General features: G+C 51.8%; 20 protein-coding genes and 1 pseudogene. 10 read left to right on the top strand and 11 right to left on the bottom strand.

Annotated elements, in window-relative coordinates; all coding sequences use genetic code 11:
• Positions 1–2 precede the first annotated feature (2 nt).
• The 7 genes from CJ260_RS01370 (at position 3) to CJ260_RS01340 (ending at position 8,734) form a co-directional block, all read left to right on the top strand.
• Positions 3–830, top strand: a complete 828-nt coding sequence (locus CJ260_RS01370; protein ID WP_095628876.1) for a phosphatidate cytidylyltransferase — start codon at positions 3–5, stop codon at positions 828–830.
• Between the two features lie 14 nt (positions 831–844).
• Positions 845–1,990 carry a 1-deoxy-D-xylulose-5-phosphate reductoisomerase gene (locus tag CJ260_RS01365; RefSeq protein WP_095628875.1) on the top strand — a complete coding sequence of 382 codons (1,146 nt, stop codon included), beginning with the start codon at positions 845–847 and terminating at the stop codon, positions 1,988–1,990.
• Between the two features lie 15 nt (positions 1,991–2,005).
• Positions 2,006–3,028 carry an RIP metalloprotease RseP gene (rseP, locus tag CJ260_RS01360; protein ID WP_095628874.1) on the top strand — a complete coding sequence of 341 codons (1,023 nt, stop codon included), beginning with the start codon at positions 2,006–2,008 and terminating at the stop codon, positions 3,026–3,028.
• Between the two features lie 15 nt (positions 3,029–3,043).
• Positions 3,044–4,111, top strand: coding sequence for a flavodoxin-dependent (E)-4-hydroxy-3-methylbut-2-enyl-diphosphate synthase (gene ispG / locus CJ260_RS01355; protein WP_095628873.1), 1,068 nt, complete (start codon positions 3,044–3,046; stop codon positions 4,109–4,111).
• 4 nt (positions 4,112–4,115) lie between these two features.
• Complete coding sequence (locus tag CJ260_RS01350; protein WP_087477428.1) at positions 4,116–5,846, top strand: proline--tRNA ligase; 1,731 nt, start codon at positions 4,116–4,118, stop codon at positions 5,844–5,846.
• Between the two features lie 192 nt (positions 5,847–6,038).
• The gene (locus CJ260_RS01345) at positions 6,039–7,310 is read left to right on the top strand and encodes a hypothetical protein (RefSeq protein WP_087477427.1); all 1,272 of its coding nucleotides are present in this window, start codon (positions 6,039–6,041) and stop codon (positions 7,308–7,310) included.
• A gap of 68 nt (positions 7,311–7,378) precedes the next feature.
• On the top strand, positions 7,379–8,734 hold the full coding sequence (locus tag CJ260_RS01340) for an MFS transporter (protein ID WP_087477426.1): 1,356 nt from the start codon (positions 7,379–7,381) through the stop codon (positions 8,732–8,734).
• Between the two features lie 116 nt (positions 8,735–8,850).
• Here the strand turns inward: CJ260_RS01340 and lexA are convergent.
• Positions 8,851–9,470, bottom strand: a pseudogene (gene lexA, locus CJ260_RS01335) (transcriptional repressor LexA).
• A 198-nt stretch (positions 9,471–9,668) separates the two neighbouring features.
• On the opposite strand from lexA, the gene CJ260_RS01330 reads away from it, so the two are divergent.
• Complete coding sequence (locus CJ260_RS01330) at positions 9,669–9,962, top strand: LysM peptidoglycan-binding domain-containing protein (RefSeq protein WP_095628872.1); 294 nt, start codon at positions 9,669–9,671, stop codon at positions 9,960–9,962.
• Between the two features lie 56 nt (positions 9,963–10,018).
• Here CJ260_RS01330 and CJ260_RS01325 read toward each other — a convergent pair whose 3' ends face one another.
• On the bottom strand, positions 10,019–11,005 hold the full coding sequence (locus tag CJ260_RS01325; protein WP_232818740.1) for a site-specific integrase: 987 nt from the start codon (positions 11,003–11,005) through the stop codon (positions 10,019–10,021).
• Between the two features lie 301 nt (positions 11,006–11,306).
• On the opposite strand from CJ260_RS01325, the gene CJ260_RS01320 reads away from it, so the two are divergent.
• Positions 11,307–12,545: a [Fe-Fe] hydrogenase large subunit C-terminal domain-containing protein gene (locus CJ260_RS01320; RefSeq protein ID WP_095628870.1), complete on the top strand. Its 1,239-nt coding sequence runs from the start codon at positions 11,307–11,309 to the stop codon at positions 12,543–12,545.
• A 570-nt stretch (positions 12,546–13,115) separates the two neighbouring features.
• Positions 13,116–14,450 carry an S-layer homology domain-containing protein gene (locus CJ260_RS01315; protein ID WP_095628947.1) on the top strand — a complete coding sequence of 445 codons (1,335 nt, stop codon included), beginning with the start codon at positions 13,116–13,118 and terminating at the stop codon, positions 14,448–14,450.
• A gap of 904 nt (positions 14,451–15,354) precedes the next feature.
• Here the strand turns inward: CJ260_RS01315 and CJ260_RS01310 are convergent.
• The 9 genes from CJ260_RS01310 to hslO all read right to left on the bottom strand — a co-directional run bounded on the left by CJ260_RS01310 (position 15,355) and on the right by hslO (position 24,222).
• Positions 15,355–15,600 carry a hypothetical protein gene (locus tag CJ260_RS01310; RefSeq protein ID WP_095628869.1) on the bottom strand — a complete coding sequence of 82 codons (246 nt, stop codon included), beginning with the start codon at positions 15,598–15,600 and terminating at the stop codon, positions 15,355–15,357.
• Between the two features lie 420 nt (positions 15,601–16,020).
• A complete protein-coding gene (locus tag CJ260_RS01305; RefSeq protein WP_095628868.1) occupies positions 16,021–17,154 on the bottom strand; it encodes a YibE/F family protein in 1,134 nt (377 codons plus the stop codon).
• Positions 17,155–17,160: 6 nt separating this feature from the next.
• Positions 17,161–18,099 (bottom strand): metallophosphoesterase, encoded by a 939-nt coding sequence (locus CJ260_RS12915; protein WP_198947363.1) that lies wholly within the window; start codon positions 18,097–18,099, stop codon positions 17,161–17,163.
• Positions 18,096–18,677 (bottom strand): fibronectin type III domain-containing protein, encoded by a 582-nt coding sequence (locus tag CJ260_RS12910; RefSeq protein WP_233127852.1) that lies wholly within the window; start codon positions 18,675–18,677, stop codon positions 18,096–18,098. The genes CJ260_RS12915 and CJ260_RS12910 overlap by 4 nt, the downstream gene beginning before the upstream one ends.
• A gap of 244 nt (positions 18,678–18,921) precedes the next feature.
• Entirely contained in the window at positions 18,922–20,202 is a 1,281-nt protein-coding gene (locus CJ260_RS01295; protein ID WP_095628867.1) for an amidohydrolase, read from the bottom strand.
• 20 nt (positions 20,203–20,222) lie between these two features.
• The gene (locus CJ260_RS01290) at positions 20,223–21,464 is read right to left on the bottom strand and encodes an adenosylhomocysteinase (RefSeq protein WP_095628866.1); all 1,242 of its coding nucleotides are present in this window, start codon (positions 21,462–21,464) and stop codon (positions 20,223–20,225) included.
• Positions 21,465–21,481: 17 nt separating this feature from the next.
• Entirely contained in the window at positions 21,482–22,537 is a 1,056-nt protein-coding gene (gene mtnA, locus CJ260_RS01285) for an S-methyl-5-thioribose-1-phosphate isomerase (protein WP_095628865.1), read from the bottom strand.
• 1 nt (position 22,538) lies between these two features.
• On the bottom strand, positions 22,539–23,333 hold the full coding sequence (gene mtnP / locus CJ260_RS01280; protein WP_095628864.1) for an S-methyl-5'-thioadenosine phosphorylase: 795 nt from the start codon (positions 23,331–23,333) through the stop codon (positions 22,539–22,541).
• 4 nt (positions 23,334–23,337) lie between these two features.
• The gene (gene hslO, locus CJ260_RS01275; protein ID WP_095628863.1) at positions 23,338–24,222 is read right to left on the bottom strand and encodes an Hsp33 family molecular chaperone HslO; all 885 of its coding nucleotides are present in this window, start codon (positions 24,220–24,222) and stop codon (positions 23,338–23,340) included.
• Positions 24,223–24,402 lie beyond the last annotated feature (180 nt).

Below are 24,402 nucleotides of genomic sequence, written 5' to 3'. Positions count from 1 at the left end.
ATATGTTGGCAAAACGAATTATAACCGGCGTCATAGGCGGCGCCCTGACGATAGGGATTATCTATGAAGGGGACTGGCTGTTTTTTTTCATGATAATCCTGCTGGCTATTTTGGGATGGCATGAGTATTGTAATTTAGTCCGCAAACTGGGCGCGAATCTGTCGGAACGGATGGGAGCGGGATGGATCGTCTGCTTTTTTGCCGCCTATTGGTTCGGCAGCGTAAAGGTGATGATGCTGCTGGCCGTAGCCGCCATGCTGTGGCTGCTGCTGCAGACCGTCCTGTTTCATGGGAAGATAAAGCCTGTAGACAGCGCCTATACGCTGTACGGCCTGCTGTACGTAAGCGGAGGCTTTTTAGCTATGCTGGCGCTGCGAAACGGGCAGATTGCATCGTATATGACCGACGCTTTTTCGTCCGTCATGCTGGAGCCGGCGCGCTTTTTCATGTTTCTCCTGATTTTTTCCACGTGGGCCAGCGATACCTTTGCCTTTGTCGTAGGAAAAGTTAAGGGGAAAAATAAATTGTGCCCGTCCATCAGCCCCGGCAAAACGCAGGAAGGGGCTTTGGGAGGCTTTATCGGCACCGTCGTCACGGCTCTCGTCTTTTCGCTTATTTTCCAGTTTTCCCTCATCCACGCCTTAGCTATCGGCATCATCGTCGCCGTGGCGGCTCCTCTCGGCGACTTGGTAGAATCGATACTGAAACGAGTCTGCCAGGTAAAGGATTCGGGGACGCTGATTCCGGGGCACGGCGGCGTGCTGGATCGCTTTGACAGCCTGCTGTTCGCCGCTCCGGCCGTATATGTATATCTCACGCTCATCGCCTGAGAGGAGGCCCTGCATTGAAGAAAATTATCATCCTCGGCAGTACGGGGTCGATCGGCACCCAGGCCGTCGACGTCATTGAAGCTCATCCGCAGCTGTTTACCCTCGCCGCCGTTGCCGCTCATTCGAACTGGGAGCTGGCAGCTCGCCAGATTCAGGCCCACGGCGCAGCCTTTGCCTGCATGACCGACGAGCCGGCAGCCGAAAAGCTGCGGCAGGAAGTAGGCGAAAGGTGCACGGTTTTTTCCGGGCCTGAAGGTCTGCTCAAACTCATTGACGAATGCGAAGCCGATATGGTGCTGACGTCCTTAGTCGGGGCTGCCGGCATTGAGCCGACGCTCCATGCCATCGAGAAGGGGCTGGATATTGCCCTGGCCAACAAGGAAACCCTCGTGGCGGCAGGCGAGCTGGTCATGGCCGAGGCTGCGCGCCGCGGCGTCCGCATCCTGCCTGTCGACAGCGAGCATGGAGCGATTTTCCAATGTCTGGAAGGACGCAGCGGCAGTGAAGTCGACAAGCTGCTGATTACGGCCTCAGGCGGCCCCCATTTTCACCGGCCATTGGAAGAATTCCCGTCCATTACGGTAGAGCAGTGCCTCAAGCATCCGACGTGGAATATGGGCGGCAAGATTACGATTGACTCGGCGACGATGTTCAATAAGGGCCTGGAAGTCATCGAAGCGCACTGGCTGTTCGATATGCCCTACGACCGCATCGAAGTCGTCGTCCAGCCCCAAAGCATCATCCACTCGATGATACAATTTACGGACGGCTCCGTCCTGGCCCAGCTGGGAATGCCCGATATGAGGCTGCCGATTCAATATGCCTTTACCTATCCGCAGCGCTATCCCGTGCGCGGAGCTAAGGATATTGACTGGAAAACGTTGGGCAGCCTGGAATTCTTCGCGCCGGATCCTGAAAAATTTCCATCCCTGCCCCTGGCCTATGAAGCAGGGAAGGCGGGAGGCACGATGCCCTGCGTGCTGAACGGGGCGAACGAAGTCGCCGTATACGCCTTTTTGCGGCGGGAAATTTCTTTTACACGCATATTTGACGTCGTACGCACCGTCATGGAACGCCATACGGTATGCCGCGACGTTTCCTTAGACGCGATTCGCAGCGCCGACGCCTGGGCCCGTCGCTGCGCGGCGTCTTTACTGTAGAAAGGTGTTGGGACATTGGGTATTACCATTGCAGCGACTGTATTTGTATTCAGTCTCATCGTATTTGTCCATGAATTTGGACATTTCATTACAGCAAAATTAACGGGCATGCAGGTCGACGAATTTGCCATCGGCTTTGGCCCCAAGATTTACAGCTGCACCTATGGTTCGACGCTGTATTCCCTGCGGGCCGTGCCCTTGGGCGGCTTTAACCGCATCGCCGGCATGACCGAAGACGAGCCGCTGAACGAACGGTCGTTTTTGAATAAGCCCGTTCCGTCCCGGCTGCTGGTCATTGCCGCCGGCGGCATCATGAACTTTCTGCTGGCGATTCTCATCTTGTGGGGCGTTACCTTTGCCGTAGGCACGATGACCGTATCGCCTCAGGCCGTCGTCGGCTCGGTCATTGAAAACTCCGCAGCCAGCCAGGCCGACATGCAGGAGGGCGACCGCATCGTATCTATCGGCGGCACGGCTATTACGCAGTGGAGCGATATTTCTCAGGCCGTAGCCGAACACAGCCGATCTGTCGTCACCGTCGTCGTTGAACGGGACGGCAAGGAGCTGAGCCTGGACATGATCCCTCAGGTAGACAGCCAGTCGCAGCGCGCTACCCTCGGCATCATGCCGGTCATAACGAAACAGTCCCATGGATTTTTTGAATCGGCCGGCATGGCCGTTCAGCGTACGGGGCAGCTTTGCCAGCTCATGCTCGTCGGCATTTATGAAATGATTACCGGCGAAACGAAGGCTGACCTGGCCGGACCCATCGGCGTAGCCCAGCTGGCCGGGCAGGTAGCGTCCGTAGGCTTTGTAAACCTTCTCGTCTTTACGGCCTTCCTGAGCATCAACCTGGGTATCTTAAATCTGCTGCCCATCCCGCTGTTAGACGGCGGATATATTATCCTGCTGATTTTAGAAGGAATTTCTGGCCGGCGCATGCCTAAAAAGGCGTTGCAGTACATCCAGGCGACAGGCATGGTAATTCTGGGAGCGCTGTTCTTATTCGCCATGTTCCAGGACATCAGCCGTTTTTAGAAAGGCCGGATTACTATGAAACGAAGACATTCACTTCCCGTAACTGTCGGGAATCTTACGATAGGGGGCGACGCTCCCATTTCGGTACAGACGATGTCGACGATTACTCCTGCCGATGAGGAGCGGGCCGTCGCCGACGTGCGCCGTCTGGCCTCTTACGGCGCGGAAATCGTGCGGTTTGCTGTTCCTGATATGGCTGCCGCTAAGGGCTTGAAGGCCGTAACCGCCGCGTCTCCCGTACCGATCGTCGCCGATATCCACTTTGACTATCGGCTGGCTTTGGAGGCCGTAGACAGCGGCGTCCATGCCCTGCGCATCAATCCCGGCAATATCGGCGCCGATGAAAACGTCGTAAAGGTGGTGGAAAAGGTGCGTTCGCGCCAGATTCCCATCCGTATCGGCATCAACGCCGGATCGCTGCCGGAAGACCTGCTGGAAGCCAACGGCGGCCATCCTACGGCCGAAGCCATGGTGGAAGGGGCCTTGCGCCATATCCGTATTCTGGAACGGCTGGATTACCGCAATATGGTCATTTCCCTGAAGGCGTCCGACGTACCGCTGATGATCGAAGCCTACACGGCCCTGGCCGAAAAGGTTCCTTACGCCCTGCATTTAGGCGTGACGGAAGCCGGTCTGGTCCGTGAGGGCAGCATTAAGTCGGCCATCGGCATCGGCCATCTCTTGTACAACGGCATCGGCGATACGATCCGCGTGTCCCTGACGGGCGATCCGGCGGAAGAAATCGCGGCCGGGCAGACGATTCTCACAGCCCTGGGCCTCAGGACCTTCGGACCGACGCTGATTTCTTGCCCGACCTGCGGCCGTACGCAAGTCGATTTAATCGGCCTGGCTCAGGAAGTACAGGAAGCCTTATCCGGCATCACTGCGCCGATTAAGGTCGCCGTCATGGGCTGCGTCGTCAACGGTCCCGGCGAAGCGCGGGAAGCCGATTTCGGCATCGCCGGCGGCAAGGGAATGGGCATCGTCTTTTCCCACGGCAAGGTGTTGAAGAGCGTGCCTGAAAATCAGCTCGTACCGGCTTTGCTGGAAGAAATACATAAATCTATTACAAAGGAGTCTTAAGTCTATGTTAGCATCAAAATTATATAGTCCGACGCTGCGGGAGATTCCGGCAGACGCTGAGATTGCTAGCCATCAATATATGCTGAAAGCGGGCATGCTGCGGAAAAACGGCAGCGGCTTGTACAGCTTCCTGCCCTTGGGCCGCCGCGTGACGCTGAAGGTAGAACAGATCGTCCGCGAAGAAATGGACGCTACAGGCGCCCAAGAAATCATGATGCCCATCATGCAGCCTGCCGAAATCTGGCATGAATCGGGCCGGTGGAGCGCTTACGGGCCGGAAATGTTCAAGCTGCAGGACCGCCACGACAACGGCTACTGCCTCGGGCCGACTCATGAAGAATTGATTACGACGCTTCTCCGCAACGAACTGCGTTCGTATAAGCAGATGCCCCTGATCCTTTGGCAGATGCAGAATAAATACCGCGACGAAATCCGTCCCCGCTTCGGCCTCATGCGCAGCCGCGAATTCGTCATGAAGGATGCCTATTCTTTCGATGTTGACGAAGAAGGCCTCCATAAGACCTATCAGATTATGTATGACGCTTACGACCGTGTATTTACGCGCTGCGGCTTGAATTTCAAGCCTGTAGAAGCAGACAGCGGCCAGATTGGCGGCAGCCACACCCATGAATTCATGGCCCTGGCCGCAGCCGGCGAAGCCGAAGTCGTCTCCTGCTCGAAGTGCCAGTATGCCGCCGATATTGAAAAGGCCGTCCCCAATACGCTGGACATGGCAGCTGAAGACGCAGCCGACGTAGAGCTCATCGAAACGCCGAACTGCTCGACCATCGAAGATCTGGCCAACTTCCTGCAAATTCCCGTAGAAAAGACGATTAAAGCCGTAGCCTTCGACGTAGACGGAAAAACGGTCCTCTGCATGGTTCGCGGCGACCATGAAGTAAACGACGTAGCCGTACAGAATCTTGTCGGCGGCAATACGATTGAACCGGCGACAGACGAAGAACTGAAGGCTCACGGCCTCCAGCCCGGCTATATGAGCCCCATGGGCGCAGATACGCCGGATAATGAAAGCTTTTATGTCATCGTAGACCCGACGGCAATGAATGTACCGAACGGCGTGACCGGCGCTAATAAGCACGGCTATCATTATAAGAACGTCAATCCCAAACGGGATTTCCAAAACGTCACGGTTGCTACGATCCGCCTCATGACTAAAGACGACGTCTGCCCGCACTGCGGCGCGCCTATCGACATCGTCCGGGGCATTGAAGTCGGCCAGGTATTTGAACTGGGCACGAAATACTCCGAAGCCCTGAATGCGACTTTCCTCGACCAGAACGGCAAGGCCAAGCCCTATGTCATGGGCTGCTACGGCATCGGCGTAACCCGGACGATTGCCGCGGCTATCGAACAGTTCCACGACGACAAGGGCATCATGTGGCCCGTAGCCATCGCGCCGTACGAAGTCGTCGTCGTACCCGTCAGCAGCAAGGACGAAGAACAGATGAAGATTGCCGAAGGGCTGTATACGCAGCTGAAAGGCATGGGCGTCGACGTCCTCTTTGACGACAGGAACGAACGGGCCGGCGTAAAATTCAACGACGCCGACCTCATTGGATATCCCGTCCGCATCACCGTAGGCAAGAAGAGCGCCGCCGATCAGACCGTAGAAATTAAGGTGCGCCGTACGGGCCATGAAGAAGTCGCCGCCATCGCCGACAGCGCCGCCCGCGTGCAAGCTATTTTAAACGAACTCCGCGCTAACAATATGTAATACCTGTACATACTAAGAGACGATAAACGGATACTACCGCATATCGTCTCTTTTCTGTTGCCTCTTGACAAATGCAAAATGATAAGGCCAATCCAATTTAATATAACTTTAATGCCTTTCTTGTCAAAGTTTAATCATTATTCGTCATACTATAGATAAGAATAACCTTTCATCGACAAGGAGGCGACAAGCATGAACAAGATAGAACGGCAGGAACAACAGCTGATGCAGCACATCCGGCAGAAGCGCTGGAATGAGTGCTTGCAGCTGGCGGAGCAGCTGCGTAAAGAAAGCGGAGAGAAACGTCTGCTTCAGCTGGCAGAACAGGCCTACTGCGCCGTATTGGCAGATCCGGCCCGTCGGGACGACAGATGCGCGCTCCAAGGATTGGCCTCGTTATACTATCGGGATTATATGGTACGATTTACGAGCCGGCCTTTCGGCGCCTTGCCCTATGACAAACAAGAGTGCTTTCAGAAGGCTAGGGATACGTTGGAACTCTTGCTGGAAAAGGGGCGGCAGCCGGAGCAGCTGTACCGCTATGCGCAGATATTATACAGAAACGCCAAAGATGGACAAGGACAAGGCGATTTTGCCGCTCTCTGCCGGCAAAAGGAGCAAGCCTATAGGGTGTATGACGAAACGGTATCCTTGCTGGAAAAATGGGGCCCAGCCGATAAAGGGCTGTACTGCCGCGCCTGCTACGGCTTGTCCCGCTGCGGCCTGGAATCGTTTTCCCTTAACTCCTTCGTACTGGAAGAGCTGATGCTCGTATTTTCCGTACCGAGCAGCGTATACGGCAGCCGCGGCGGCCATCTGGCCCGGCTTCGCCGCATCTATGACTGCTTGGAACGGGTGCTGGAAATAGAAGGCTTGCCGCGCCATATCGAAGACATGGCCGCCGTCATACAGGCCAAGCAGGCCTACGAGAAATCGTGGGATATATACTACCTCTTAGGTAAGCTGTTCGACTGCGCCGGCCAATTTTCCCTCTGCCATAACAAAGAAAGCGCCCGTCGCCTGGCAGAACGTTATTACAGCTATGCCTGTGAAATAGACGCAGCCCGACGCCGGGCTCAGCAACGGGTCCCCGGCTTTCAGCACATGTATACGGCATTGCTGACCTTTTATCAGCGTCATCGCCGGGAAGACCAGTTTTACGCCGCATGGGAGCAATACCATCCGCTCGTCGGTTTTTCCGCCGAGTTTCACTTTTTATCGCAGGCTCGCTGGCTCATCATCCGCAAGGAATACGAGGCAGCCCGGCATTACCTGGCGGCGCAGCTGCAGGAGAGGCAGTGGAGTCATAGCGTTGTACGGCGAGCTGTCGTCCTGCAGGACATGGTTCAGGTAGCCATCAGCGGCAGTACAACCGGATTACAGGGGATATATAAGCCGTTTCAGATGCAGCAGCTAGATAAAATCAGCCGGCAGGAACCGTATATGTCTCTGTGCAGGGGATAAAAACTTACGCGTTGCGGCAAACCTATGCTATAATAAAAAAAACGACAGCAAAGGATCGATGATAGCATATGGTTCCTCATCTTTCATATGAAAACCGCATTTTAGCAATTGTCATGATTGTTTCTTTTATCAATCCCTTTACGAGCAGCGCCTTGAATTTAGCCCTGCCGGATATCGGCCTGACGTATAAGGTAACAGAATCCCACTTGGGATGGGTTATCGAAGTATTTCTCATCGCCTCGACGATATGCATCATGCCGATCGGCAAGCTAGCCGATAAGTTCGGCAAGCGGCGCGTATTTCTCTGGGGCGCATCTATCTTCATGATATCATCCTTAGGCGTTTCCCTTATTTCGTCCATTTACGGCCTCATCGCCCTGCGCGTGCTGCAGGGCATAGGCAGCGCTTGTATCTTCGCTACGAGCTTCGCTATCATCACGCTGGTCTATCCGCCGGAGCGTCGTGGAAAAGCCATGGGCTTTACGGTCAGCGCCGTATACTGCGGCTTGTCCCTGGGGCCAGTCATCGGCGGCTTCCTGAATTACTACTGCGGCTGGAAGAGCATTTTCTACTTTATCGCCTTTTTCTGCGCCGTCGCCGTCCTTTCGACGATAGCCTTCATGAAAGAGGAGTGGATTGCCGACGCCAAGGGAAAATTCGATACGGCAGGAGCGATTGCCTATTCCATCGCCTTGGTTCTTATGATGTTCGGCCTGTCGGAAATCCTGAATTTAGGATATGCCAAATACGTCCTGTTAGGCGGCATGGCGCTGTTCGCCCTGTTTCTCTGCTGGGAAAAAAGGCAGACCAATCCCATCATACCCATACAGCTGTTTCTCCGCAACAGGACCTTTTCCTGTTCATCCTTTGCGGCGATGCTGAACTACAGTGCGACCTTTGCTATCAGCTTTCTGCTGTCCATGTATCTGCAGCGTATTTTGGGCTTTACGTCCCGCGACGCCGGATTGGTACTGCTACTTCAGCCCATACTGATGGCCGTCCTGTCGCCGGTCACGGGTTCGCTGTCCGACCATGTATCGGCCGCCTTGTTGTCTTCGGCCGGCATGGGCTGCATTGCCGTCGGGCTGGCATTCTTGGCTTATGACGTGCCCTTGCAGTCCGTGTGGGTTCTGCTGGCCTGCCTGATTATCATCGGCATCGGTTTTTCCCTGTTCACCGCGCCCAACAACAACGCTATCATGGAATCGGTTCCGAAAGAATACGTCGGTATGGCCTCTTCTATGATCGGCACGGTACGGCTCGTCGGCCAGGTCCTCAGCGTGGCCATCGTTACGCTGGTCATGTCGCGGACCGGGGAGGGCGGAGAAGCTATGCTGACCGATAATATTCAACTCGCCTTTATCATTTTTACGATTCTCTGCATCGTCGGAATACTTCCGTCGATGGTCCGCAGCAAAAAATAAGAATATCAGGACAAAATACATCCCCGCTTTACGACAGAAGATTTCTGCTGTAAAGCGGGGATGTAATTTTTTAGGATATTAAAAGTGAGTATGTAATCAGGAAAAAAACGCCTTCCCTAGTATTTACGGAATAAGCCCGTTACTTTTCCCAAAATCGTGCAGTTCTGCGTATAAATTGGCGCATAGTCGTCGTTTTCCGGCTGCAGGCGAATGGCGTCGGCTTCGCGGAAATACCGCTTGACCGTAGCTTCATCGTCCAAAAGGGCTACGACGATTTCGCCGTTTTCTGCCGTGTGCTGCTGGCGTACGACAAGAATATCGCCTTCAAAAATGCCGGCGTTTTTCATGCTGTCGCCCTTTACCGTCAATAAGAAGCAATCTTCGTCGCTGCCGATAAATTCTGCGGAAAAGGGGTATACGTCTTCTACGCATTCTTCTGCCAAAACCGGCGCGCGGCCCGAACCTGGCCTACGAGCGGCAGGGGGATGATCTTTTTAGAACGCCAGGAGCCTTCGTCGAGAAGCTCGATCGTCCGGTTCTTGGAAGGGTCGCGGCGAATAAAGCCCTGTTCTTCCAAGCGGTTTAAATACCCGTGGACCGTAGACGTAGAACTCAATCCGACTTCCTTGCAGATTTCCCGTACCGACGGGGGATAGCCAAATTTATGCACGCATTCCCGAATATATTCCAAAATTTGTTTTTGACGCGTCGTCAGCATTTTATCATTCATCAGCATGGTTTCATCACTCCAGAGTAGTTTGTCTATATTATACCGTAATTCAAACGTTTGTTCAAGCCCGTTTCAACAGAATGATTTAGAACGATTGTTCCATAATTATCTTGACAAGAACAACTGTTTGGCGATATAATATAACCATCGACGAACGAACGTTTGTAAAAACATTTGTTTTTGCATGCATAGGAGTGACGCCATATGAAAAAGAAAAAGAATATTAGACAGCGCCTGTTTGGCTATATATTGCTTCTCGGACTGCTGGCCATCGCCAGCACTCAGCTGGGCTGGGTATATCGCGGAGAAACAGAATATACGCCGGTTCGCGTGGAGAAAGGCGATACCGTGTGGGAAATCGCTTCTCGCAGTACGAACGCCGAAACGGATATTCGCTACGTCGTCAGCGATATTATGGAAACGAACCATTTATCAGATACGCAGGATATCTATCCCGGACAAATTCTCAACGTCCCCGTTCCGTCTGGAGACGACTGAGGCCAAGGAATACATACAAAAGAGCGGCTTTATTCGCCGCTCTTTTGTATGTATGGTCACTTAGTTTCCGTTATCTTGAAAATGGGATTGTCGATGAGCCGGTCTGCTTCGTCAATATACCGCCGCACGATAGCCTGCGATTTATGACGGGTTTGTCTCATGATTTGCCGTTCATCGACCTGGTGCTGGGCTGCCGACGTGGCAAAACCGTGCCGCAGGCTGTGAGCTCCGTAATCCTTCGGGTCCATGCCCATGAGTCCGACATAATGCTTGACGATGAGAGCGATGGTTTTATCGGAGATCTTCGTCTTGCGGATTGTATGATTGCGCGTAAAGCCCCGGAATACGGGACCCGACGAGATGCCGCTGAGCTTCAGCCAATGCTTTAAAGCACGTACGGCGCAGATTTCTTCATCCTGTACCAGGGGAATGGCGATCATCTGGCCGCGGTCAAACTGGTCGGTCTTGGATTTGCGCAGTGTAAGCAGGAGCCCAAGGCGGGTAAACTGCAAGTCGTCTACTTCCAGATTGGCGATTTCTGAGCGGCGCATAGCTCCGTAAAATCCGATAAGCAAGATGGCCTTATCGCGGGCCTGCTGCAATTCATCTCCTTCGAGATAGGTCAGCATTTCCTTGATATCGTCAAATAAAATCGGCAGCTTGCCGCGCTGTATCGTACCTTTCATGCGCTTGATACCGCGCAGGGCGTTTCGGACGATAGGGAATCGGCAGGGATTATCCTTTATGCCGGCGGCATCGAAATTTTCCGTCAGGGCGCTGATACGCCGGGCGACTGTATTGGCCTTGGCATTGTCGGCTAAATCGTTGATATAGTTGACGATCGTCTCCGGCTGGGCAGGGAAGGACGACAGCTGATGATATTCGCACCAATCGCAGAAATCATTCCAGTCCGACTCATAGGCGTCGATCGTATTGTCGGCCCGCGCCGTGTAAATGCTTTGCCGCGCTTTATCGGTCAGCTTATCATTATTGGCGATGATGTCGGCCCGGCCAATGTAGAAATGCTTCAATTCTTTTTTCAAAGCCGCAGTCCTCCTTTGCATGAAATATACAGGTTCATGATAACCTTATCATGAAATAATAGAAAAGTCAAACATATGAACGGCGGCCCGAAGGGCTTCTTCCGTAAACATTTGTTTGGACGATGTATTTCTTTCTAGCCGAACAAACATTTTGTATCATGTTCATACGAATAGAGCTATCATGGCGACGCCGGAATATATACGAAGAAAATATAAAAAACAGATGCCAATATCAATAAAATTTGCTATGATATACATAAAAATAGATTATGCTTGACTGTGAGCTATAAGGAGGTTGACTATGCAGACGTTAGAAGAACTATACTGGCACTTGCTGAAACAAGGGGCCGACGGCAAACCCTTAGCAGTCGGCGGCGATGCAGACCCGAAACTGATCGGTTGCCTGATCCATCCTGAGGACAAGCCGCTGATTTGGCGCGTGAAGCCTTGTCTCTGTCCGCCAGACAGCCCAAGGGATTGTCAGACCGCCTGCGAGTGGGACGCTGTAGCGCTCGGAGACGAGGGCGTTGTGATTGACGATGAAAAATGTGTAGGCTGTCAGGCTTGCGTCGACGCCTGCAAATTAGATGCGCTGAAAACAAGTAAAGAAATCATCCCTGTCGTTCAAGAACTGCGCGAATATGACGGACCGGTCTATGCGCTGGTTGCGCCGGCCATATCGGGCCAATTCGGAAAGGATGTAACGATGGGCAAGCTGCGCACCGCTTTAAAATGCCTTGGGTTCACGGGAATGCTGGAAGTGGCCGTGTTTGCCGATATCCTGACGTTAAAAGAAGCGCTGGAATTTGACAAAAATATCCGCGACGAAACCCAATTCCAGCTGACGAGCTGCTGCTGTCCTATGTGGATTGCCATGATAAAAAAATTATATCATCAGCTGCTTCCTAACGTTCCCGGCTCAGTGTCGCCTATGATTGCCGGCGGCCGCACGGTTAAAAGGCTGCATCCGACGGCGAAAACCGTCTTTATCGGCCCCTGCCTAGCTAAAAAGGCAGAAAAGAAAGAGTCAGATTTAGTTGGCGCTATTGATTACGTACTGACCTATCAGGAATTGTCCGATTTATTTTCCGTTTCCAACATAGATCTGGCGTCTCTGCCAGAGGACAAGGTTCCTCATGCATCTGAAGCGGGAATCGGATACGCCTATGCCGGCGGCGTATCGGAAGCCGTTTCCCGAATGGTAGGGCAACTAAATCCGCACCGCAGCGTGACCATTCAGACCCGTCGCGCCGATGGCGTGCCGGAATGTAAAGCCATGATCAACGATATTCTGGCAGGAAACCACGGCGGCAATTTCTTCGAAGGAATGGGCTGTAAGGGCGGCTGTGTCGGCGGCCCGCGAGCTATTATTTCTAAAGAAGAAGGCAAAAAGCAGGTCCAGGCTTATGGAAAGGAAGCTCTGTATAAAACGCCGGCAGAGAATCCTTATGTCATCGAGCTGCTGAAGGAATTGGGCTTTTCAACAGTCGAAGAATTTTTAGAGAACAGTCGCCTGTATGATCGGGATATGGATACGTAATGACACATAGCGGTTATTGAATAGGGCTGACTAAAAAAACATACGCATAAACGACCCTTTTTCGCTGGAATCAGCAGAAAAGGGTCGTTTATGCCATCACCTAATAATATATAATTATATATTATTAAATAATTGAGTAAGTACAAGGATGAATTCTCAGATATCGACGCAGGAAATAGAATTGGGTTTCTCGCTATTCTTAAATACTTTATAAATATCTCGAAAATACATCATAATTATTTTGAAATATCTTTATTTTTACTAGAAAATAATTAACAAATAACACATAATATAATTATTTGTTATAACTATATAAGTTTAATAAATTACAAAGCAAGCCTTTATTGACATTAGAATATATTATACTGTACAATGAACATCAAGTTGAGGTGCGGCATCGAAACCAGTGCCGCAGGCACAACGAAATTAAGATAGACTATGTGAATTTCTCAACGCAGCAAAAGAGAGGAAACTAGGGAGACTCGCCAAATGCTCTTTGAGAAAATAGACTATCTGCCTGTAACAAAGCAAGATGTTTTCTATTTTATTCAAGAAGAGAGGTAGTTAATGATGAAAGCAAAAGTATTAGCAGCATTAGCAGCAACGATGGCTGTAGGCGCAACGTGCGCGTTTGCAGCCAACCCGTTTGTAGACGTACCGACCGACAGCTGGGCCTACAAATCCGTTGTAGAACTGGCCGACTCGGGCATTGTTCAGGGCGTAGACGGCAAATATTTCGAAGGTAACCGCAACATTACTCGTTACGAAGCTGCTGAAATGGTAGCTAAAGCCATGGCTCACATGGATCGCGCTACGGTAGAACAGCGCGCCCTGATCAACAAATTAGCTGACGAATATGCTGATGAATTGAACAATCTCGGTGTCCGCGTATCGAACTTGGAAAATAAAGTCGGCAATATTAAGTTTACTGGCGACGCTCGTCTTCGTTACCGTTATCAGAACGACAATAAATCTAAAGAAGACGACAACTCCTGGGATTACCGTATTCGCCTCCGCGGCACGGCCCAGGTTAACGACCGCGTAACGGCTACGGTCGGTCTCAGCACAGACAATCAGAACTTTGGCGCTAACGGTCAGGCTCATGACGGAAGCAACGATGTGTTTGCCGACATCATCAATGTAGACTACGCCTTCGGTTCCAACTGGAAAGTCAGCGCCGGCCGTACTTCTGCATACATTCTCGGCGGCCCCCGTTCTTATGGCTACCAGTACGGCGATGTATTCGACCGCGCTCAGCTGCAGTTTAACAACGGCAAATTTGCTGTAACAGGCGGCTATGGTAAATTTAAAGAAGGCGATATCGCCGGCGGCTTGGAAAAATGGGACGGCGAAGAAGTTGAAATGGAAGGCGTAAAAACGGCATATGGCGAAGTCGAAGGATTCTTCGGCAACAATACGGCTGTAGGCGTCTATTACAATAACTTCGTCGGCGGCGGCAATTCGGCTGTCGAAGGCGGCGACTTCTTTGCCGATGACCTTTGGGGCGCATATGCCAGCGTAAACTTCGGCTCCAAATGGAATGTCCTCGCTAACTATGAAAACGTAAACTTCGTCAACGGCGAAGAAAATATTAATGGCGATGACAATGCCAACGTATGGATTGGCCGCGTTACATACGGCAAAACCAGCATGGCTACTCCGAAGTCCTGGGATCTCTGGGTTGAATACCTCGACGCTGAAGACGGCGCGTTCTTAGGCGGCTCCACGAACAGCTGGCGCTTTGGCCAGATGGATAATATCAAATCCTGGGGTGCCGGCATCGACTACGTATTCGCTAAAAATGCTATGTTCAGCGTTATGCAGTCCTTTGGCAGCCAGACGAAAGATGGTCCTGATGCCGATCCGGAAGAACAGACACGGGCACAGTTCGTATTTACTTTCTAATTGCTGAACAACAAAAAAATCACCTGATTACAAAAGACCGAAGCCTTTCTCTCATAAGAAGGCTTCGGTCTTTGCTTATGAAATTATCAGCAGCACCTGACAGTTTTGCCTTTATAAAAGCGTTTTTACATGCAAAAACGACAAAGTCATATATAAACTTATAAAACTTATATAGAAGGGGCAAAACGGGGCTTAAAAGCCAAAATATGAAGATTGTCTGCAGAAAACTGCAAAGAGAATTTTACAGAAGTATAAATTAGCACCGGTATGATAGAAATATCATGTCAAGTTGAAAGTTTGAATCTGATGTGCAGCGACATCTGTATGTATATCATGTAATCCAGCTTGTTTGTATATCAATCAGTAACGAATTTACTAAACGACAATAGAATGCCGAAAAGCACTGCATTTGAAGAGAGGTACAGACTTGGCAGACAGATACTAAGCAATTAAAAGAGCTATAACTTGCCGGATTTTTCTCTTTTTAATTAGTTCCGATAATTTAACGTTATCGGAACTAAATATATCCCCCGATACGGCCGTCGATGTCCTGATTGCTATAATGTGTACCAGCAATAAATTTATGCAGCAATACATGAAGCAATATCCCGGGATGATTACCCTTCCTAAATTTTTTATCTAATACATCCATACATATACATCCATACATAGTATTTCGGCTGCCGTGATTAGTCCTTAGGCACGGCATACAGCATATGCGCGGCAATTATCCTATAATAAACATGTAGTTCCATACGGATTTACGTGCGTATCTGTAAATTTTACTAAAACTCATTTCAGCCGTTTCGTGAAACGGCAATATATCTATAAGCCCGACAAACTATATCAGAATTGGTTTTACAGCTGGCTGCTGGTGTGAATTTTATAAATTGAGAATAACAATCTATTTATTAGCTTTGCCAATCGTTTCGCGAATGGCCATCCTGACGGCTTCGGCCGGAGACAGATCTTGTTCTTCGCAGTACGCCATAAATTGCTTATATTGTTTATCTGTCAAATAGGTAGAAATTCGATGGCGTTTCTTTTTCTCATCGTCTTTTTTAGCGGCGCCTCTCTTCTTTTTTTGAGGCACTTCCTTTTCTTCGGGGAAAAAGTCAATGATTCTTTTTGGAACCTCTTCAAATTGCATATTTCATTTCTCCTTCTCTATTTTTTAGCCTAAATAAACGTAAATAAACATAAATTAATATAGATTAGATTAAATAAACCGCTAAAACAAGCGATTTCTCCCCTCTTTATATATACTGCATCCCTAAGTAAAAGTCAACGGATTTTACGAGGCCCAGCTTGCCTTTGAGCCGGAAAGACATTTATTTTTTCGGCGTTGACTACTATCTTCCTGACCAGTCGGTTTTGTCCGTATTTTAAAAAGCTCTGCCATAGGTTCATGCCCTGTTTTTCATAAGGAGATATCTTTCTTTTAGAATGATATTTGTAGAAAGATACTTGCAAATTATTTGCAGTATATATGAAGAAAGGCCTCATTTCACAGGCTTGTAATCCTATTGAAATGAGGCCTTTAATACATATGATGCTGGTTTTTATAGCTTTACAACTGTTTTTTGCCCTTTTCCTTACGCCAGGTAAAGGCGCTCAGAGCCGCTGCAATAGGCACGGTAAATATGACGCCGAAGCTGGCTGAGAAGCCCTTCATAATTTCGATGCCGATCGAGTTGGAGTTGATGAGCTGCAAGTACGGCAAGTCATAGACGTAATCTAATACCCACGTTCCCAGAGAACCGCCGAAAAACGCCAGGATGAGCGTCGTCGACATGGTTCCCATGACGTCGCGGCCTACGTTCATTCCCGCCTGAAACAGGGCCTTGCGGCTGATTTGAGGATTATGCCTTTCGATTTCCGCACAGGCCGACGTCACGTCCATGGCAATATCCATGACGGCTCCTAAGCTGGCGAATAAGATGCCGGCAAAGAGAATCTGGCCGATGTCGATCATCGTATTCTGAGCGACAAACATGAGGCTTTCAATATTCGATACGTTGTAGCCGGACAGATTGACGGCCTGGCCAAAGATAATAGCTGAAATGCCGGCAGTCAGAATGCCTCCCAGCGTCGCTAAAAAGGCTGTAACGCTCTTTTTAGACCAGCCGTTGATGAGGTACATCGTCGCCGCCAGGACGATGCCCGACGTGAGGATCGAAGCAGCAACAGGCCCTGTGCCCCGCAAGATCATGGGGAAAAAGAGAAATACAAAGCAGATAAAGGTAAATACTAAGGCGACGGCTGATTTGACGCCCTTTTTGCCGCCGACGACGCTCAGTAAAATCAGGAAAGCTGCAATGTACAGGTAAATCGGCAGGGAACGGTCGATGTTATATACCGTGTGCAGATCGAGCTGGCCGATCGTACTGGATATGACGACGACTTCCATCCCCGGTTCGCAGACCGTGCCAAAGAGAAGACCGTTCGGGCAATTTGCCTGAACGGTTTTCCCAGCATGGACGCCGCTTTCAATGCGCAGCGACACGATTTGGTCGCCGACGCGGCTTCCATTTTCCTGCACGTTATCCTGAATGATTTCTATGACCTGAGCCTTTTCAAAGGTACGGCCGTCTGTGTTAACCATCTGCGGTTTATCGACCTGATTGTACGATTGAAGGAAGTACCCTCCGGCGACGATACAGACGATGACGAGCAGCAAACGAAACCATTTAGAATGTATCATCTGTGCTTAGTCCTTTATGATGCTGTACGAGCTGTCGATGGGCGTTCCTGTTTCAGCGTCATAGGTATTGATGGTAAAGCTGTTGTTTGTAATGCGGATAACCGAATAGGTCGGACGCCATGTCTGGCTGCGGGCGGCGATGTAATCCTGCTGCTGCGGAATGAGTTCGTAGAACTTAGAGCCTGTCGCAGAGTTGGACGACATGTAGAATACGCCCTTCGGGTTGCGGAGCACGCCCTGGCTCATGTCGGCAATGGTATAGCACATGTTCTGAGATACGTAATTGTTTTTAAATTCCTGATTTTTCAGGGCTGCATCTAGCAGATTATGCTTCTGGCCGCACTGGCCGGCTACTTTGAACTGGTCAAAGGTTGCATGATCCTTGCCGTCGCTGCTCAGCTGGTACGTGCGGGCGTAGGTATGGTCATGGCCCTGAAGGACGACGTCGATCTTGTTGGCGTCGAAAATCGGCGTGAGCTGCGTGCGGAGCAGGATGCCGTCCGAATCGGAATGGTCTTTGCCGCTGCCGTAAATATCCTGGTGCATGACGACGATGCGCCATTTCGTATCCGGATGGGCTTTGATGGCCTTTTCGATCAAGGCCTGATGGTCGGCGGCGTTGTAGTTATTGGCGTTGATGACGATGAACAGCGCGCTGCCGTAGGTATAGTAGTAACCGTAGCCGGCTTTAGTCGAATTCGTTTCTTCCGTAAAGGGATTCGGAACGTTGAAGTGATTCTGATAGCCCGACGTCATGCAGTCGTGGTTGCCGATGCTCGTAGCGGCAGGCAGGCTGCGCAGCGCGGCAGGAGACAAGTAGCCGGCATATTGATATTCCTGCATCTGAATCTTAGCGGCGCTCTGGTCTTCTGCTGGTTCGTTAATCTGGTCGCCAGGCGATACGAGGAAGTTGATTTCCGGATGCTGAGCCAAGGCGTAATTCAAGGTTTTTGCCCAGTTATACGAGTCGTTCCGGGCCGCGATGTCGCCGTTCTGTTTTGCCGTTCCTTCTGATGGAATCTGGCCGGACGACGCGCCGATCTGCGGTCTCCGACGTACATGATTGTGAAATCATCGGGATTGCCCGTCTTTATCTGGTGGGCTTCCTGCCATTTGCCATTGAGTTTTACCTGGTACCAGTATGTCGTTTCCGGCTTCAGATCTTTTACCGTAACCTTGTTGGTGTAATAGGGTACGCCGCTGATTACCGTACCATCCTGGCATGAGCCGTCGAAGGTTACGGCGTGTTTCATTGCCTGGTTATCGGCGATGCGGACCTGCGCGCGGTCGGCTTTTTCCTTGGAGTACCAGCCGAAATTCAGCTGAGAGGCGTCTGCGCCGGGAGCGATGGATACTTGTTCGTAATTGGTCTTAATGGCATCCCAATTGTCTTTCCACTGCTGCCAATCCGTATTTTCTGAAACGGTCGTTCTCGTCGTCACTTGCGGCGTAAGGGACGCATCGTTCCAATGCTCGGTCGCAGCAAATACGCCGAAAGAAGCCATACATAATACTGCTGCCACATACGCAGCAGCAACTTTCTTACTCTTTTTGACATGAAATGGACACATAATTGCAACATCTCCTATTGAGCTATAAACTAGCAAAGGTATACTAACTGCTTTTACTTTAGGCCTTTTGTGTAAAGAAATGCAGGCGATTATGTGAAATATATGTAAAAAACTACTGCGCCCTATCTCCTCTGTCACCGGAGGCATGCAAAAACGGCCGCTCCCCCTTTCAGGGAACGGCCGTCTTGAGATGGGATTATAAAGCGGAAAAGAGCTTTTCTTTGGTCCGCTCTGCTTCCGCTTTGATTTTTTCAATATCCAGTGTCGTAAATTCCTTGCCTTTCAGCAACACCTTACCGTTTACCATGACCGTATCGACGTCAAAGCTGTTGGCTGAGTATGCCAGCAAGGACATGGAATCGTTTTTCGGATACCAATGGAGCCCTTCTCTGTCGACAAGGGTAATATCGGCTTTATACCCTGTTTCTAATTTGCCGATATCCGTATATCCGAGGCATGCTGCGCCGGCTTCGGTCATCATGTTGACGGCCGATTCAGCCGGGACGACTAAGGGGTCCAGCGTATGGGCCTTATGGATAAATGCGGCCAAATGCATTTCTTCCATAATGTCCAGGTTGTTGTTGCTCGATGCTCCGTCCGTGCCAAGTCCTACGACAATACCTTTTCTCAGCATGTCCTGTACGGGAGCGATGCCGCTGGCCAGCTTTAAGTTGCTGCCCGGATTGTGAGCGACGCGGACGCCCTTCTTGGCCATAATATCCATGTCGGCGTCGTCGACCCACACGCAGTGAGCCGCCAAACAGCCGCAGTCAAACAATCCCAGTTCGTCCATCAGGGCGATAGGCGATTTGCCGTACTGTTTGACAATATTGTCTACTTCGCCCTTCGTTTCGCACAAATGCGTGTGCACTTCCGCTCCCAATTCGCCAGCGGCTTCGACGACCTGGCGGATGTAGTCGGGCGGGCACGTATAAGGGGCGTGGGGGCCGAACATGACCGTAATGCGTCCGTCCGCCTTTCCATGCCACGTCTTGTAAAATTCCTTATTTTCCTGCAGCGCCTGCTGGGCGTTGGGCGTCACGCCCGTCAAGCCGCGGCTCAGGGCGGCCCGGATGCCTGAGGCTTCTACGGCTCTGGCTACGTCGTCCATGAAGAAATACATGTCGGCGAAGCTCGTCGTGCCGCAGCGGATCATTTCGGCGATGCCTAGCATCGTCTGGGCGTATACGACGTCGCTGTCCAGCTTGTCCTCTGCCGGCCAGATCTTCTTTTCCAGCCAGTCCATAAGCTGCATGTCGTCGGCATAGCTGCGGAATACCGTCATGGCGATGTGCGTATGCGTATTGACGAAACCAGGCAGGGCCAGCATGGAACGGCCTTCGAGGACTTCATCGTAATCCCCTGCCTGGGGCGACGTCGGAAATCCCGTAATGACGCTGTCCGTCACTTCAATGTTCTGATGCTCTGTAATGACGTGGTCTTTGTATAAGGCCACGTCTTTGATCAACGTTTTCATCGGCTGTCCTCCCTGCCCAATCAGTCCAGATTTAAGTATTTGCGCTGTTCTTCCGTCAGGGTGTCAATGCTGTAGCCCATGGAGCGCAGCTTGATCTTAGCGATTTCCATGTCGATATCGCGGGGCAGGACGTATACGTGATTTCCCAGTTCAGCGTGATGTTCCAGAATATATTTAGCTGCCAATGCCTGTACGGCGAAGGACAAGTCCATGATTTCCGCCGGATGGCCGTCGCCGGCAGCGAGGTTTACCAGGCGGCCTTCAGCCAGCAAATTGATAATGCGTCCGTCGGGCAGCTCGTAGCCTTCGATATTATGACGGGCTTCAAAATGGCGTACGGCCAATGCTTCCAGTTCGGGACGGTTGATTTCTACGTCAAAATGACCGGCGTTGGCCAAGATGACGCCGTCCTTCATGTTTTTCATGTGTTCGCCGCGGATGACGTCCTTGTCCCCTGTCAGGGTGACGAAGATATCGCCTACCTTGGCGGCTTCGGCCATCGGCAGCACTTCAAAGCCGTCGAATACGGCTTCGATAGCCTTGATGGGGTCTACTTCCGTGACGATGACGTGAGCGCCCAGGCCCTTAGCCCGCATAGCGCAGCCGCGGCCGCACCAGCCGTAGCCGGCGATGACGACTTTCTTGCCGACGACGGTGAGGTTCGTCGTGCGCATGATGCCGTCCCACGTGGACTGGCCTGTGCCGTAGCGGTTATCGAAAAGGTATTTGCAGTACGAATCGTTTGCCGCAATCATGGGGAATTTCAGCTGGCCCGCTTTATCGAGGCCATGAAGGCGGTTGACGCCTGTCGTCGTTTCTTCCGTGCCGCCGAGAAGGTTTTCCAGGGCGTCGGTCCGCGTCGTATGGAGCAGATGAACCTGATCGCCGCCGTCGTCGATGATGATATCCGGATGATGGTCCAGCGATTTGTTGAGGAAATTGAAATATTCTTCCTCTATCGCGCCATACCAGGCATAGACTGTCAGGCCGTCTTCTACGAGAGCTGCGGCGACGTCGTCCTGCGTCGACAGGGGATTGCTTCCCGTGACGATGACGTTGGCGCCGGCCCGGTGCAGGACTTCGGCCAAGTACGCCGTTTTAGCTTCCAAATGGACGCTGACGCAGACCGTCTTGCCTTTAAAGGTCTGTTCCTTAGCTAATTCGTCGCCGATAGCGTTCAGCGCCGGCATGTAGTGGTCGACCCAGCTGATTTTTTCATGACCGCTCTTAGCCAATTTGATGTCGCGAATAATAGATTCCATACGATAAGACTTCCTTTCTATATATTGAAAAATGCATGAACCTGCGCAGTGTCAGGCTTGCGGATAACCCCTTTTTCCGTAAAAATAGCCGCGATATTCTCGTGAGGCGTTACGTCGAAGGCCGGATTAAAGACGGCGGCTTCTGGCAGCGCCGTCGGTACTCCCTGAATGGAACGCACTTCGCCATGATTTCGCTCCTCAATGGGAATTTGTTCCCCCTTGTCCAGGGACAGGTCGAAGGTCGAAATCGGGGCGGCGACGTAAAAGGGAACGCCGTGTTCCTTCGCCAAAATCGACACGCCGTAGGTGCCGATTTTGTTGGCCGTGTCGCCATTGGCCGTAATGCGGTCGGCCCCGACGATGACGGCGTCGACGCCCTTCGTCTTCATGACCCAGGCGGCCATGTTGTCCGTAATGAGCGTCACGGGAATGCCGTCGGCCATGAGCTCCGATACGGTAAGGCGCGCTCCCTGCAGGAGAGGCCGCGTTTCATCGGCATAAACCATGCGGATCAGCCCCCGCTTGTGAAGGGAGCGGATGACGCCCAGGGCCGTGCCGATGCCGGCCGTAGCCAGCGCCCCGGCGTTGCAGTGCGTCAATATCGTCAGAGGCTTACCTGCCGCGGATAATTCTTCGGCGCCGTATTCCGACATGGCCGTGTTGATTGCCACGTCTTCGGCCTGCATGGATTTCGCCTTGTCTTCCAGCAGCTGGAGAATAGACGAGACCGGCTGTTCCTCTGCTCCATACGCCGCGGCTTTCATCGTTTCCAGGGCCCAGTGCAGGTTGACCGCCGTAGGCCGGGCTTCGTCGAGGCGGCGGCAGCATTCGGAGAAATCGGCAAGGAACTCCGCAGTCGACTCATAGTCGCGCGTATCGGCCAGCATGCGGGCCGCCAGGACCGAGCCGTAAGCCGCAGCTACGCCGATAGCCGGCGCGCCCCGTACGGCGAGGATGGAAATGGCGTCGTATACGTCCTGCCATTTTGTACAGGTAATATAGGCTTCTTCCATGGGAAGCTTCGTTTGGTCCAGCAGGACCAGCTGGCCGTTCTGCCAGCGCAGCGTATCCATATTACACCGTAAAGCCGCCGTATTCCTGCAGGGCGTGGCGGCACAGGCAATCGTCGTCGCCGTACAGTTCGACGGCTTTCATGATCAGGGTACGCAGGCGGAGGGAGTTTTCCGCCATGCAGTCTACGACTTCCGAATGAGTCAGGGCGGACGGAGAAATGCCGGCGGCGAAGTTCGTAACCATGGAAACCGTAGCGTAGCAGATTTCAGCTTCCCGGGCCAGGCAGACTTCCGGCACGTTGGTCATGCCGACGAGGTCGCCGCCCAGCTTTTCGTACATCTTGATTTCCGCCGGCGTCTCAAACCGCGGTCCTTCCGTGCATACGTAGGTGCCGCCGTTGTGCAGGGCGTATCCTCCCAGTTCGTCAGCCGCTGCCATGAGAGTACGGCGCAGGGTCGGGCAGTACGGCTCGGTCATATCGACGTGGACGACGCCGTTTTCCCCGCCGTCAAAGAAAGACGTATGGCGCGACTTCGTAAAATCGAGGAACTGGTCGGGCAGGACAAATTCGTTCGGCTTAAAGTCGCGGTTCAGGGATCCGACGGCCGTCGTCGAAATAACGGCTGTAACGCCTAACCGCTTTAAGCCCAGCATGTTGCCCCGGTAGTTGATCAGATGAGGCGGTATGGAATGGGTTTTACCATGACGGGGAAGGAAAATCAGTTCTTTTCCCTCATACGTGCCGCGGACATAATGGATCGTACCATAAAAGGTGTCCATGTGATGCTCTTTGGCGTTTTTCAGCATCTTGATATCGCAGACGCCCGTACCGCCGATGATGGCAATTAAGCCCATACTATCACTCCTTATGTGCGTTTTCGAATAAAGTAACTAATTCGTCGTGGCTGATGACGTATTTTTCACCGCAGTAATGGCAGGTCATCTCTACCTGCGGGTCCTGCAGCAGTTCCTCCTTATCCTGGGCTCTCAGGGACAGGAGGACGTTTTCAATGCGCTGGCGCGAGCACGTGCACTGCCACCAGGCAGGCTTGCGGAATAATTCTTTAAAATGCATGCCGCTTAAAATAATGTCGATCAGCCCTTCTCCATCGGGATGATTCTTCAAATACGTCGTAATCGGCCCGATCTGCGTAATGTTGGCCTCGACCCGCGCTAAGTCTTCTTCTTTCGCTCCCGGCAGCGCCTGGACGAGAAAGCCGCCTGACGCGGCAATCGTATAGTCCCGGTCGACGAGGACGCCTAAGCTGATCGTCGAGGGAATCTGCTCCGACGTGTATAAGTAATAAGCCAAATCTTCGGCAATTTCGCCGGATACGAGGTCGGCTTGGCTCGTATAGGTCATCTGCTCCGGCGTAAAGCGCGTTACCGTCAGCTGGCCGTGCTGGCCTACAGCGGCTCCTACATCTAATTTTCCGTTTGCTTTGAGGGGCAAATCAACTGTGGGATTGTCGATATAGCCCCGTACTTTATTGGAATCGAAGGCGTCGACGTGAACGGCTCCTAATGGGCCGTCGCCGGCAAATTTAAGGGAAACGCCTTCATGATTTTTATAGTCTCCGGCCAGGAGGAGCGCTCCCGTCATGGCCCGGCCCAAGGCGGCGCAGGCCACAGGCGACAAATGATGCCGCTGCCGCGCCGTTTCTGTTATGCGGCGCGTCTGGGCGATAGAAACGCGAATTAACTCGTCTGATGTATAATGGACGATCTGGTCTTCAATATGCATCCTGTTCTGATATCCTTTCTACATAAAATCTGAATCTAATTATACTACACCTGCGAGTATTTTTCACTACTAATTTGGCAGGTCGGAAAAACTGTGCTGCCCGCTGCCGGACTCTTTCGCCGTGCCGGCAGGATTTCTCCCTTCCGCATGGAATTATGTATATAAGAAACGGAAAAAGGG

The sequence above is a fragment of the Megasphaera sp. ASD88 genome (assembly GCF_002287425.1).
GTDB classification, from domain to species: Bacteria; Bacillota; Negativicutes; order Veillonellales; family Megasphaeraceae; genus Megasphaera; species Megasphaera stantonii.
The sequence above is the reverse complement of the archived record's forward strand: the minus strand, read 5'-3'. Positions and strand labels throughout refer to the sequence as shown.

Coding starts and splice junctions, on each gene's coding strand:
- CJ260_RS01320 (WP_095628870.1), top strand. CDS start 11,307: ATGCAGACGTTAGAAGAACTATACTGGCACTTGCTGAAACAAGGGGCC.
- mtnP (WP_095628864.1), bottom strand. CDS start 23,333: ATGGGCTTAATTGCCATCATCGGCGGTACGGGCGTCTGCGATATCAAG.
- CJ260_RS01295 (WP_095628867.1), bottom strand. CDS start 20,202: ATGAAAACGTTGATCAAAGACGTGGCCTTATACAAAGACCACGTCATT.
- CJ260_RS01290 (WP_095628866.1), bottom strand. CDS start 21,464: ATGGAATCTATTATTCGCGACATCAAATTGGCTAAGAGCGGTCATGAA.
- CJ260_RS01370 (WP_095628876.1), top strand. CDS start 3: ATGTTGGCAAAACGAATTATAACCGGCGTCATAGGCGGCGCCCTGACG.
- CJ260_RS01305 (WP_095628868.1), bottom strand. CDS start 17,154: ATGATACATTCTAAATGGTTTCGTTTGCTGCTCGTCATCGTCTGTATC.
- hslO (WP_095628863.1), bottom strand. CDS start 24,222: ATGCATATTGAAGACCAGATCGTCCATTATACATCAGACGAGTTAATT.
- CJ260_RS01340 (WP_087477426.1), top strand. CDS start 7,379: ATGGTTCCTCATCTTTCATATGAAAACCGCATTTTAGCAATTGTCATG.
- mtnA (WP_095628865.1), bottom strand. CDS start 22,537: ATGGATACGCTGCGCTGGCAGAACGGCCAGCTGGTCCTGCTGGACCAA.
- ispG (WP_095628873.1), top strand. CDS start 3,044: ATGAAACGAAGACATTCACTTCCCGTAACTGTCGGGAATCTTACGATA.
- CJ260_RS01330 (WP_095628872.1), top strand. CDS start 9,669: ATGAAAAAGAAAAAGAATATTAGACAGCGCCTGTTTGGCTATATATTG.
- CJ260_RS01350 (WP_087477428.1), top strand. CDS start 4,116: ATGTTAGCATCAAAATTATATAGTCCGACGCTGCGGGAGATTCCGGCA.
- CJ260_RS01345 (WP_087477427.1), top strand. CDS start 6,039: ATGAACAAGATAGAACGGCAGGAACAACAGCTGATGCAGCACATCCGG.
- CJ260_RS01310 (WP_095628869.1), bottom strand. CDS start 15,600: ATGCAATTTGAAGAGGTTCCAAAAAGAATCATTGACTTTTTCCCCGAA.
- CJ260_RS01315 (WP_095628947.1), top strand. CDS start 13,116: ATGAAAGCAAAAGTATTAGCAGCATTAGCAGCAACGATGGCTGTAGGC.